12 protein-coding genes, 1 tRNA gene and 1 pseudogene are annotated in these 12133 nt (G+C 60.5%); 3 read left to right on the forward strand and 11 right to left on the reverse strand.

The genetic code is table 11. The features are described from left to right. Positions 1 to 66: 66 nt before the first annotated feature. Both nhaA and GYA95_RS16585 read left to right on the forward strand, forming a co-directional pair. On the forward strand, positions 67 to 1428 hold the full coding sequence (nhaA, locus tag GYA95_RS16580; RefSeq protein WP_015271374.1) for a Na+/H+ antiporter NhaA: 1362 nt from the start codon (positions 67 to 69) through the stop codon (positions 1426 to 1428). A 38-nt stretch (positions 1429 to 1466) separates the two neighbouring features. Then, positions 1467 to 1547: pseudogene (locus GYA95_RS16585) on the forward strand (chloride channel protein); the annotation flags it as partial. Between the two features lie 167 nt (positions 1548 to 1714). Here the strand turns inward: GYA95_RS16585 and GYA95_RS16590 are convergent. Further along, positions 1715 to 1861: transfer RNA gene (locus tag GYA95_RS16590), tRNA-Ser, on the reverse strand. 145 nt (positions 1862 to 2006) lie between these two features. On the opposite strand from GYA95_RS16590, the gene GYA95_RS16595 reads away from it, so the two are divergent. Continuing rightward, entirely contained in the window at positions 2007 to 2246 is a 240-nt protein-coding gene (locus tag GYA95_RS16595) for a hypothetical protein (protein ID WP_161551434.1), read from the forward strand. Positions 2247 to 2336: 90 nt separating this feature from the next. Here GYA95_RS16595 and GYA95_RS16600 read toward each other — a convergent pair whose 3' ends face one another. The 10 genes from GYA95_RS16600 to GYA95_RS16645 form a co-directional block, all read right to left on the reverse strand. Further along, entirely contained in the window at positions 2337 to 2561 is a 225-nt protein-coding gene (locus tag GYA95_RS16600) for a hypothetical protein (protein ID WP_161551435.1), read from the reverse strand. Between the two features lie 13 nt (positions 2562 to 2574). After that, on the reverse strand, positions 2575 to 3084 hold the full coding sequence (locus GYA95_RS16605) for a DUF2514 family protein (protein ID WP_161551436.1): 510 nt from the start codon (positions 3082 to 3084) through the stop codon (positions 2575 to 2577). After that, on the reverse strand, positions 3081 to 3569 hold the full coding sequence (locus tag GYA95_RS16610) for a glycoside hydrolase family 24 protein (protein ID WP_161551333.1): 489 nt from the start codon (positions 3567 to 3569) through the stop codon (positions 3081 to 3083). The genes GYA95_RS16605 and GYA95_RS16610 overlap by 4 nt, the downstream gene beginning before the upstream one ends. A gap of 140 nt (positions 3570 to 3709) precedes the next feature. Then, positions 3710 to 4306: a tail fiber assembly protein gene (locus GYA95_RS27945; protein ID WP_238841719.1), complete on the reverse strand. Its 597-nt coding sequence runs from the start codon at positions 4304 to 4306 to the stop codon at positions 3710 to 3712. Next, a complete protein-coding gene (locus GYA95_RS27755; RefSeq protein ID WP_015271410.1) occupies positions 4306 to 5106 on the reverse strand; it encodes a hypothetical protein in 801 nt (266 codons plus the stop codon). Before GYA95_RS27755 ends, GYA95_RS27945 begins: the two co-directional genes overlap by 1 nt. Before the next feature lie 12 nt (positions 5107 to 5118). Further along, positions 5119 to 6174, reverse strand: coding sequence for a hypothetical protein (locus GYA95_RS16625; RefSeq protein ID WP_102059549.1), 1056 nt, complete (start codon positions 6172 to 6174; stop codon positions 5119 to 5121). Further along, a complete protein-coding gene (gene gpJ / locus GYA95_RS16630) occupies positions 6171 to 10019 on the reverse strand; it encodes a TipJ family phage tail tip protein (RefSeq protein WP_161551437.1) in 3849 nt (1282 codons plus the stop codon). Before gpJ ends, GYA95_RS16625 begins: the two co-directional genes overlap by 4 nt. A gap of 55 nt (positions 10020 to 10074) precedes the next feature. Beyond that, entirely contained in the window at positions 10075 to 10671 is a 597-nt protein-coding gene (locus GYA95_RS16635; RefSeq protein WP_232859868.1) for a tail assembly protein, read from the reverse strand. Further along, complete coding sequence (locus GYA95_RS16640; protein ID WP_170304002.1) at positions 10671 to 11447, reverse strand: C40 family peptidase; 777 nt, start codon at positions 11445 to 11447, stop codon at positions 10671 to 10673. Before GYA95_RS16640 ends, GYA95_RS16635 begins: the two co-directional genes overlap by 1 nt. Beyond that, the gene (locus GYA95_RS16645; RefSeq protein WP_100413836.1) at positions 11444 to 12127 is read right to left on the reverse strand and encodes a phage minor tail protein L; all 684 of its coding nucleotides are present in this window, start codon (positions 12125 to 12127) and stop codon (positions 11444 to 11446) included. Before GYA95_RS16645 ends, GYA95_RS16640 begins: the two co-directional genes overlap by 4 nt. Positions 12128 to 12133 lie beyond the last annotated feature (6 nt).

A 12133-nucleotide genomic window follows, 5' to 3' on the forward strand; every position in this document is an offset into this window, starting at 1 on the left:
CACGGTGCAGTGGGGCAGGTTAAAGAACAGCGCAGGTCGGGCCGCCATGCGGGAGTACTTGCGCCTATGCAAAAAAAGGAATTGTCTCGCGCCCAGGAATTGGCCGAGCGTGCCTTCGCCAACCTTGAACGCTTTCTGCACATTGAAGCGGTCAGCGGCATCGTTCTACTGGTTGCAGCTATTGCTGCGCTTATCTGGGCCAACTCCCCGGCTGCCGAAAGCTACGACGCCCTTTGGCACACACCGTTGACGATCGGCGTGGGTTCGCTGATCTATTCACAGTCGCTGCATTTCTGGATCAATGATGGCTTGATGACCATCTTCTTCCTTGTCGTGGGCATGGAGATCCGTCGCGAGATCCACGAGGGCGCACTGTCCAGCCTTCGGCAGGCCATGCTGCCCATGGCAGCCGCCATTGGCGGTGTAGCCGTACCCGCGCTCTTCTACCTGGGTTTTGGTCACGCTGCGGCGGAACAACAAGGCTGGGCCGTACCGACGGCTACGGATATCGCCTTTGCGGTAGGTGTCCTGGCGCTGCTCGGCAAGTCGATCCCGTCCAACGTCCGCGTGTTTCTGCTGGCCCTGGCCATCATCGATGACATCATCGCAGTACTGATCATCGCGTTCTTCTACTCGGGCGGCCTCGATTACAGCGGTTTCGGGGTTGCGCTGATCGGCCTGCTGATGGTGATCGGGCTGCAGAAGATCGGAGTGGGTTCGGCCTACGCGTACATCATTCCCGGCTTTGTCACCTGGCTGGGCATCCTGTTGACCGGAGCCCACCCCACCCTCGCAGGCGTTGTGCTGGGCCTGATGACGCCAGTGGTCGCAATGCCGATGCGCGAGCGACCACTGGATGCAATCAGCCGATTCACCGGAGAGCTGCTGGGACGCGCCAGGGCGCCCGAGCGCGATGCCAGCGACCTCATGGACCCGTTGAAGCGCCTGCGCCTGGCCCAGCGCGAACTGGTGCCGCCAGTGGTGCGCATGCAAGGCACCCTGCACCCTTGGGTAGCCTTCGGCATCATGCCGGTGTTTGCCTTGGCCAATGCCGGGGTAAATCTTTCGGGTGTCGATTTGTCAGCCGAGGCCCCGCAGTGGGTGATGATCGCCGTCGCTGTCGCTCTGGTAGTTGGCAAACCCTTGGGCATCGTCAGCGTCAGTTGGCTGATGGTCCGCTTGGGCTGGTGCGCGCTTCCCGCCGAGGTGAGCTGGCGCAGCATCACCTTGGTCGGGCTGCTGGCCGGCATCGGTTTCACCATGTCGATCTTCATTGCCAATCTCGCCTTCGTCGATCCTGGCGCGCTGGGGGCGGCGAAACTTGGCGTGCTTTCGGCATCGGTGATTGCAGCATTGCTTGGCCTGGCCTGGGGTGCATACAGCATCCGTAAAGCATCTGCCATGACCAAAGCAAGTTCGACGACCTAGAAAGCCTGACTGGCGATCCACTTCTATCACGCAAGTGGGGTTCGATACTTGCCGGGGGCGCAGCGGGCATTGCGGCGGCCTTAAACGCGCCTCTGGCCGGTATGGTGTTTGCCATTGAGTAACCAAGCCACACGTTCGAGCAACGCCGGTGCTCTTTGCCGAAAGCTGTGCCGGACACGGCCTCGCATGTTCAATTTCTGCCCTGAATTTGCCCTAACCCAATGGCCAGAAACGACAAAGCCCCCGAAAACTTTAACGTTTTCGGGGGCTTTGTTTACTTCGTGTATGGCGGAGAGATAGGGATTTGAACCCTAGGTACTGTTGCCAGTACAACGGATTTCGAATCCGTTTTCGACACCATATTTTTTTGGGATGATTTAATAAAAATCAATAAAAACAACAACTTCAACACACCATGACACAACATCACTCCACACCATTCGGGGGACCAATTCCCCCAAAATTCCCCCAAGCTTTCTAGTGAGCCCGTTGTGTACATCCTTCGGCTGTGATGCCTATTTGCCACACTGAATGGCTGGAGCTAATGTGTCAGCAGACATCAGAGGCTGGAGACAATCATGGGTTGGAACGATAATGTCGACTGGGAGCTCAATGACGCCATTCAAGACCTTCTAGATGAAGGGCTGCTCAAGGAAGACACGGCAGGATACGGTGTAGCTCAGCAGGTGATCCACGAAGGCTATGACAGCTTGAGCTCCAAGCAAAAACACGTGTTTGATAAGCACGTCGGCGAGCCATTAGCAAAGCGCCAGAAGGCGCTTAACGTTCAGCGGATCATTGATTCCAATCCAGATTGAGTCAGCGGCAGGCGCTAACCGCTGCCGGCGCTCAGCCAATAGCGCACACACTTTCACTTCCAAGCTGTCGGACTTGCGCAGGCCGGCGGCCTAGTGAAGAGATGGCAACTCCTTTCCGCGCGCCTTGGCGATTACCCGAAGCTGGTAATCGGATACCGCCTGAAACAGCGACTCGGCCAGTAGGTGTAGGCGCTCGATCTCTTCAGGCGTCGCGTTGCGGTCCTGGGCCTGGTGGTATTCCCGCATGGCGTCGATGGCCTGCTGGATCAGCGGCTCGCCCGCCTCGACCATACCAATGAAGGTGCGCTTGTCCACAGCCCTGCTCCGATCAGTTGATCAGCGCATTATAGGACGCTTCGCACGCCAAGCCGGCTATTCGGCTTCGCTCAAGCGCTGTCGCGAGGCCTCCCGCCATTCGGTCAGACTCTTCAAGCAATCCCCCGAGCACCACGACGGCAGAGGTTCCTGCCTGGCGCTGCTGGGCAGCGATGGTATCGCAGGTGGCTCGGTGGCCGTCCCGCAGTCTGGCGATCTCGCCGCGCAGCCCGTCAGCAGCAGACTCAGCAGTAGCGGCGCGGCCTTGGGCCAGCTCCAGTTTCTTGCGTGCACTTTCACCCTCCTCGTCCGCCGCGGCTTGGCGGCGTTGTTCCTCTGTTCTGGTCTTGGCGGCAGCGCGCCGGTCACGCTCAGCCACCTGCAGGCGGTAGTCGGCCAACTCGATCCGGGCGGCGCCGGTTTCGCCTTGGGCAACCACCACCCGGTACTGCTGGCCCCCGGCGACAAGCACCAGGGCGATCAGCCACCAGCACCAGGCCGGTACCGCGCCGAGCCAGTTCACGCCAGCACCCCGCCAAGCTCGACCCAGCGCCCTAGCAGCTTGTCCAGGCGATGCGGGTTCTGCCCGTAGGTGTTGCCTGGCAGCGACGCCCAGATGTTCGAGCACTTAGCGATAGCCTGCTGGATGCGGCCGGCCTTGATATCGTCCAGGGCCTTGCGTTCGCGGATCTGCTGCAGCGCGATGCGGTCCTGGTTCTCCGGCGTGAACCCGCCAGCCAAGCGCAGGCTGACCCGGTATGCATCCCAGTAACGCTCGAGCAACTGGTACCGGCCGGCTGCCGTGCTGGTCACAGGCTTTCCGTTGATGGGGAATGTCAGCTTACGCCGCGGGTGGTCCGCGTAGCCTTGGAACAGTCCGCCGCCGTACAGCACGTTGTATCCGTCGTCGCTCGCCCTGACGGTCGAGGTGCCTTCAGAGAAAGCGATCAGGTCCAGAAACCGGAGCACGTTCGCGCCTCCGGCCTGGGTTTCGGTGAGTCTGGACATGGTTTCTCCAGGCAAAAAAAATGCCCGCAACTGGGCGGGCATTGGGGAGTATCTGAAGCAGTTGCTGCTCGTTGATGGGCATTCAGTTTTCTCCAGGCAAAAAAATACCGCCGGGCGGCGGTCGGTGGTTTCGGTGCGGGTCAGGCCGGCGGCGCTGGCCAATCGATGATCGCTGGGTAGCCGTCCTGCTCGGGCACTTCGACCAGGTCGAGGCGGTAGTTCTTCCAGGCCTTGAGCTGGTCCTGCTTGGCTTGATCGGCGCGGCCCAGCTCTACGGCGTCCTGCAGCGGGGCGATGGCGTCGTCAGCGATCTTTCGCAGGCGACCCGTTTCAGTAACGGCGGCCAGCAGCAGCTGCGCTGCAGCGGTTTCCGCCTTCATCTCGGCAGTAACAAGCTGCGACCAATCCACAACGCCCGGGGCTTCCTGTCCCAGGACTTCGGAGTTCTGCCCAGGCAGCAAAATCTGACCATCCGGCGGGCTCACAATGTCGCTTGGAAACCTGACGCTTTGAGGCGCGTCATCGGCATGCGGCAGGATCAAAGTGAGCGTCAGGCTGCCACCGATACGCTCTACAGGCCCGAGAAGCCAGGGCGAAGCAACAGCCTGACCTGGAAGTGTTGCGCCCTCAGACACGGCAGCGAAATCGAAGATTTTGCCGTTGATTGACAGCGATTCTCCATTACGAGCAATCGAGAGCGATTCTGGAGAGCCGATAGGAACAAGCTTGATAATCATCAGAACCACCTTCCCACTGCAAGGACATTGAAAGAGAACGCACCCGATCCGGTTGTAGCCGGCCCCGCACCGAACCATGCATTCAATGCCGAGCCGCTACTTGCCGACAGATGTGTGATCCAGGCGGAGCGAGCCGAAATATCTGACTCATAGAACTGGCCATACAGGTCTGGTGGAGAGACGAACGCTACCGGCAAGCCGGCGGTGATGTTCACATATCGAACGCCAGTGCCAGTCGCCCACGATACTGCGCCATTGGCAATGCTCACTTTCTGACTGGAAATCATGAGCCCGCATGCAAACTTCCAGTAGGTGCCCACGGAGTTGGTGACCTGCTGCATCAGCGCGCCGGTGGGTACGCCACCTGTTTGGCTAAGTTCGCCAACAATCGCAGCGACTGCCGCTGAACCCAGGTTCAGTCCGGCACGGGCCGCTGCGGCGGTAGTGCCGCCGGTCCCCCCTTTTGCCACGGGGACTACGTTCTCGGTCGAGACGGAGCCCAGGCCGGCCAAGGTGGAACCCCATTGGTCGACGATCTGACGCAGGCGGTCGGCAGACTCCTTCACATAGCCTTGCATCGGGGCGAGGCCATATGTGCCACCGGCTACGGTCGAGCCCTGGTAGGCAGGCAAAATGCTCAGCACCGTGCCGCTGGCAATGTTGGTAACTTCATACCAGCGCCCGTCAGGCCCTTGAAAAGCGTCACCAACTCGGGCATTGGCAGAGAAGTTGGTGTTGGTTCCCGTAACCGTAGTCTGACCGGCCGTGATCGCAACCGTGCCCGTTCTATACCATGGCATGCTTGGTTCCTTTTAAAGAGGTTTCATTGGTCGAGATGCGAAGAGGGTCCGGCCGTTGACGCTGAGCGCGTTTATGCCGTCGAAGTTTTCGCAGTACATCTGCAGCACGTCCCGTCTTCCAGGAAGAAACCCGCCGTAATTCGCCCTGAATGGCTGGGTGGTTTGACCAACGTTGGTTGCAGAGAAAAGGGCATTCGCGAGGACGTAGTCGGCATAATTTCCGGTCCATGCCATCTGCGCCGGCGAGGCGTAGTAACCGGCCCCGGTGATGGGTGTTCCTGCTGTCGCGAACGAGTTGTTTGCTGGTTGGCTGTTGAGCAAGGCCAGGTTCGCGGATGTGACGAAAGTTCGGTTACCCGCTGCATCCCGCACTGATGCTCCGTACGCATCCACAGGCGTGTTCGGCGTCATGTAGCTTGCGCAAAACCAGTTGATCATCATCGGATACAGCGCGGTGGTTCCGTGAGCCGCCTGGTTGTTGTAGGCCTTGATGCGGAACCCGGTCCAGTTGCCGGGAGACCCGGTGACGAAGAAGCTCCCCACCATCATGTAGTTGTCGGCATTCAGGAAGATCATCGGGCGCTCATAAGTCGTGACAGGCTGAGGAAATGTCACATTGCCGTACTGGATCTGATTCGCGCTGCCCGGACCCTGAAATCCGATATTCATGCGTCCGTTGTACCGGACACTGAGCACTCTGTTGGTAGCATCTATCTGGGTGCGAATATTGTTGTTCGCTGCCCTTATGCCGTAGCTGCCCGCGGCAGAAAAAGGCTCGCCACCTTGCGACAGGATCATCACCTGCCAGGTGCTGGTGCGGGGCTGTCGCAGCTGCAGCTGCCCAGCAGTTGCCCAAGCGGGCGGGCTCCAGGTGTAGTCACCGCCGTCAAACAGCGCATCAACCACAACAAAGGACGCCGCCTGGATCTCCGGTATGGCGATGTACTGGTCGAAGGCGTTGTTGCCGACAACCTGTATCATCTTTAGAGAGCGGATCGGCGTAATGGTCGTGTCCAGGGTGATGGCCCCAGACGCATCTCGCGTCCGAAGGCCGTACACGTCGGTCATTGGGTCATCCTCCCTACCGCAGTTCGCTCGATGCCGTTAGCGTCGTACACGTACAAGCCGCCGTTGTTCAGCAGCGTCGAGCCGTTGGCATCCTGGCCACGGAGCGTGAAGGTGCCGGCTGCGAAGTTGATCTCCAGCAGCGGCAGCCCCTGGGTGTTCAGCGCGGCAGACCTGATCGTCATCCCTGCCACGATCTGCTGGATGAACGCCGTGTTGATCACTGCTGAGTTGATGAAGACCTGACCACCCTGGACCACGAAGGGCAGGATGAGCTGGCCACTGACCTCGTCAACCACGCCGAAGCGCTGGGCAAATGCCAAGATTTCCGAGGTATCCCCGTCGGTCCCCACCGACAGTCCAGCCATCACCTTCTTGCCGCCCACGATGGTCTGCGCCTTGATGGTGGTCTGGGCACGAACCCGGCCATCTACCCCAACCACAGCTTCGCTTACCTGCTGGACCGAGGCGGCGGTCTGGCTGATGGATGCCTCCAAGGTGTCCGACTTGCGCGCCAGCGCCTGGTCGGCATCGGCGAGCGTGCGCACCTCGGTGGCGATCTTGGCCTTGGTCTTCCAGGCATCCAGAGCCCCCGTGAGATCACCCTCCCCGCTGTCCCCACGGCCAGCCGTATACACCGACTCGACCGAGGTGCGTAGCGAAGCAAGCGCCTGATCCGTATCGGATAGGGACTCGCTCACCTCCTGGATATGCGAGGCGTTGCCGTCGACCTCTGTCTTCAGCTGGCTCAGCCTGCTGGCCGTCGCCTGCTCGTTCGTAGCAACCACTTGCTCAAGGTTGCTGATCCCAGCCGTATTACCGGCGACCTGAGCGTCCAGCGTGGTCAGTCGAGTAACGGTGGCTTCGTTCTGGGTAGCGCGAACGCGCACTTCATCAGCAAATCGGGCGGTGGAATCCCAGCCTTTCATGGCGTCTGCGAGCTCGCCTTCTCCGTCGTCATCGCGCCAGGCTGCCTGCAGGGCCTGCAGCTGGCTGGCCGAAGCCGTCACCTTGCCGTCGAGGTCACTGATATCGGTGGTGTTCTGCTGCACTTGCAGCGCCAGCGCATTGGCCGTTTCGAGGATGGTTCCGATGTCTGCCCAGTAGCTGGCGTTTGGCGGAGCTGCACCGACAGGAACGGCAGCAATCGCCTGGAACAGGCGCTGCCCTTGGCGCACCACGTCACCCGCCACGTATTCCTTTTCCGGGTCATAGGCGAGCGCGTCAGTGATCTGGTCGATGCGATCAATCAGCTCGTCCTTCGCAGCCTCCAGGCGATCGCTCACCGAGCCGGGGCCGTCGCCCGATATCAGCTCAATCTCCTTGCGCAGTTCCGGGTACAGCGCGCCGTTGCCAATTTTGTCCCTGAAGTACTCCTCATAGGCGGACTGGTCCGAGCTAGACTGGCCGTTGATACCCACACCATCCGGGTACCAAGGCCCAGTGTTTCCACTGCGGTCGATCAGCCTTGCCCAGTAGAAGAACGAGGCGCCGGCCATCAGGCCGTGTATCTCGTGATCCGCTTGCGGATAGGCAAAATCTCCCAATTTGATTGCCTGCTCGCGACTCGTTGTAGAGCTCTGCCAGATCTCGGTGCGCTCGGTGTCCTCGGCGCCAGCAGGAAAGCCCCAGGCGAGACCTGTGCCGTAAACCAGTGGCGTGGTAGTGAGGAATGCAACTGCGGGCGGCAGACCTTCTTTGCCCTTCAAATCGACCAGGGCGCTCATGGCGAAGACAGACGACACGTCCATCACGCTGACAGCACTCACTCTTGCCTGGTAAACCCCGGAATAGATCCCTTCGACCTCGGCGCCCAGCGTGCCTGTGCGCGGCAGGCGCAGCCAGCTGCCGTTATCCTTCCTCCACTCTACGTCGTACGCAACAGCGCCCTTCACCGCCGGCCAGGAAATCCGCATCGTGGTAACCGCAATGCCCTGCGAGACAACGCTGCGCGAGGTGATTGCGACGCTCTCTGGCGGCTCAATGACACCAGGTGGCAAGACGGTAATCGGTTGAGGGTCAACTCGCGCTCCGTGGTCAATTGCATCGAACTTGTCTGGCTCGTGTTGCACGCCGGTGATTTCCCACTGGTGCATACCTTTCGGCTCAATGGTGTTCACCCGGAAGCGCATGACGCCAAGGTCAGCGCTCTCAATCGACCAAGCGCTTTCAGGCTCTGGCAGTTCCGAGTAGTCCGCCATGACGGTGACTTGGCGCCCGGCGACCGATTTCACGATCCGTCCTTCTGCCTTCCCGCTAGGCAGGTTAACTATGAGTCGGTCCTCTGGTTGCACCTGAGCGTCGAAGTCAAGCGTGATGACCCGCGCAGTGGCGGCGGAGATACGCCCGCCGTTGGCCCGTCCAGACAGCAGCTCATCCGCGACGCCGATGATTTGGCCTGGCTCGATGTTCCGACCTTCCATGCCGGTGGTGAACCTGACGGTCCACGTCTCGTACTGTTCGGACTTCAAGGCCCATATGCCGTGCCGAATCGCTTCGCCTTCAACGGTGCAAGCGAACCGCGCCACGTCAAGCATGCGGTGACCCAGGACGCCAATCATGTCGTCGTTGGTGACGGCCGTGGGCTCGGTTTTGAACTCGTTGGCGGGGTTGTCCCAGCTGATCTTGGCTCGCGTATGACGGTCGGGAAGCGCGATTGCGCCATATTCGAACTCGCCGACAATGTTCGAACGAGTGAACACGTAGCCGTCGTCATTTCCCGGAATATCGGCGATCACGGTGACCTTCGAGCCGTTCCAGCAGCTGCTACCGCGGAAAACGCTGGCCAGGTCGGACAGCAAGGCATAGCCCTCAACTTGGTCCTGGATGTAGACGTTGGTGGTCATGCGTGGCTGCATGCCGCCCTTCCCGTCCGGCACCATTACGTCGCAGTAACGGCCGATCTCATACAGAGACCAACGGTCCACCATGTCAGCCGTGATTCGGCGGCCAAGGCCGTACCGGCGGTGCAGCAGCAGGTCGTACCAGACCCAGGCCGGATTGTTCGAATACGCCAGCTTGAACGTGCCGTCCCAGCTGCCGGTATAGGTGCGTGTGACCGGGTCGTAGTTGTTCGGCACCTTGATAATGCGGCCACGGCAAAGAAGGCTGAATTTTGGGATGTTGGAAAATTGGGAAGCATCGAATTGCAACGCAGCCAGGGCGAGATTTGGGTAGCGCAGCTTGGCGTCGATAACCTCCGTGAGCGCCTTCACCCGCATGACATCGGCGAAATTGCTGTCGTTGCGGTTTGGAGTCAGCCGGCGCACCCGCAGCACGGCGGTATTGAAGCCCTGGGGCAGATCGACGCGGTGGCTGCGCTCGTATTCGGTCGTGCCCTTGTCGTCGAGGGTGGCAGACAGTACGGTGTTGAAAGCGCCTCCGTCGACGGAAAGCTCGATGGCGTAATCGATGCGGTAGCCGACCTGGTCACCGTTGGTCTTCACCTCCCAGATCTGCGGCCACGAAAGACGCACCCGGACAGCGGACAGATCAAGGTTGGCGATCGCCCGCGTCCATGCCACGTCCGATCGCAACTCAACCGGCAAGCCAGCCGATTGTTCGTATTCGGCGGCAGGAAAGCCCGCGATGTGCTCTTGATCAACCGAGCCCGAGCGAAACTCCCAGGTGGTCCCGGGAAACGCTTCGGAGCCGTCCGGAGCGATCAAGGGCGTGCCATCCAGCTTGAATGAACGCGCATCGTCGGCCGGCCCGGCAATCTCACCTTCACTGATGATGTAGAGCATCTTGGCGGTGGCGATCGACAACGCGCTATCGGGCGCCTTGTATGGCTGCCGGGGTTTGCTCTCGCCACCCTTTGCTCCGCCAATCTTCAGTGCTGAACCCATGCTTTCCTCCGAGCAATAAAAAACCGCCCGGAGGCGGTTCGTTCAAACAACTCAATCAAGTCTGGTCTTCGGCATAGATACCGGCCGAGGCCAGGGCTCCACCTACGTCGCGCTCGCCGTAAAGCAGAGGCTTGCATCGTCCTTGAGCCGTGGTAGTCACTGCGCCCCCAAATGCATAGGACGACTTGTTGCCGTCGCCCTCATCGCCCAGCAAGCCCGCTGTCGACGGAGCCATGTTCATGGCCACCCCACCCAGCATCAAGCCGGCGCCGATTGCGGCCAGCCAATACTGCTGTGTGATCGCGCCGATGACGATCAGCGCAGCGCCAGCAATTGTTGCGAACAGTCCGCCAGACTTGCTGCCGACTACGATGGGAGCGATACGGATGTCATCGGTGCGGTTCGAGCGCATCTCAAGCTCGTTTTCCGCGACGTTATGCTTACCGCGGAACACAGCGAACTCCAGGCCGCGCTCGTGCCCTAAGCGCAGAAACCGCCGGAAGCCCGGTACCATCACACACAGCGCGTGGATCGCTTCGCTGCAGGAAGCAACCGCCAGGTGGTGAATCCGACCGAAGCGGGCACCCAGCACACCATAGAGCCGGACTGATACGACGGCCGGCAAAGCCGGGGCGCCTACTTGCATGGACATCAGGTTTCCTCCGGTGCTCGTTGGTGGCGAAGAATCATCACGGTGCGCTCAGCCCACATTCCGCCATAAACGTCGCGGGAAGATTTCTTGCCGTAGCGGTGGTGCAGGAATGTCCCGGGCGCGGCATGTAGGCCGGGCACGCTCGAAAGTAAGCCATCACCCAGATAGACGCCGGCATGGTTAGGGGCTGCCGGCATGCTGCCCCCTTGAGCGGCGATCTGCATGACGACCAGGTCGCCCTTGCACAAATCGCCTACCCTGTAGAACCCAGCCTCCTCGCAATACCGCTCGTAGAGGCTTTCGCCATCGTTCCACCAGCCGTCGCGCCGCGGGAAGTTCGGCAGATCGATGCCCCATTCCCGGGCGTACCAGTCGCGTACCAGGGCATAGCAATCGAGGATGCCGTGGTGAAACTCACGCTCCAGTAGTGGTGCCTCATAGCCCTCAGGCTTGATAGTTGCGGTATCGCCGCCAGGCCAACCCAGGATGAACCATGGCACGCCGTGCAGCTCGCAACTGACGCGATCGGCCATGCTTGGGGTTGCCAGTGCGTTCGGGTGGCTGTGCACGATCTCGACGACTTCGCCCCGGTCCTCGGCGGCGCACTGGTCCTCTGGGTTGATGATGAAGTGCTCGCTGGGAGTCTGGGCATCATTTCGGCATGGCACATAGACGCGCCTTCCGTTCTCGCGGATAACAACACCGCAACACTCGCGCGGGAATTCGGCCTCAGCGTGTGCCTGGACCTTTTTCAGCAAAGTCTTGTTCATGGTCATACCAGGCCAGCGCCAGGGACGCCGCCAAAAGGCAGTGGATTATTTTCGCCGAAGCGCTTCTTGCAATCGCTCAACCGGCCACCGCATCGATCAAGCGCTGGATCGTCCACCGGGTTGCCGTCAGCATCGAACATCGCCGAGCCGGTGTAGTTGCAGTCGGGCCCGCGGTACTCGCCCCACAGGCACCACTCACAACGATTCATGATCAGCCCGCCTGGCAGCATCTGTCCTTTCACCGAGGTAGGCGGAGCAAGGCCAAACACAATCTCCTGCCGGCCGATACTGGTGGGCACGTTGATATAGGAAATGTTCAGACGCTCCTGATCCCCTGCGTTCGGGTTTCCTCCGGGGAAGTTGGCCGCATCCAGATACCTGGCGTAAGTCTCGCGGACAGTTACCTTGATGCCCACCAGGTGCTGAAACTGGACACACAGAGCGGTGATGACGCCGTCCAGGTTCCCAAGCTTGAGCATCGGAGTGCTGGTGTTGCCCTCGGTGCCGCGCCCGAAGCCACCGACCTCAAACGGCCGAGGCTGGTAGATCTGTCCCTTCCAAAAGATGGGGCCGTTCAATTGGTGCGCGTGGTAGCGCAGAATGCCCATGCCCCGGGCTTCGCCATCCAGTTCCAAGAGCTGGATCAGGTCGCCGGGCTCAAGCTTCTGGTCATCAGCAGTGATCATGCGCAC

This window comes from Pseudomonas asiatica (genome assembly GCF_009932335.1).
Classification (GTDB): Bacteria; Pseudomonadota; Gammaproteobacteria; order Pseudomonadales; family Pseudomonadaceae; genus Aquipseudomonas; species Aquipseudomonas asiatica.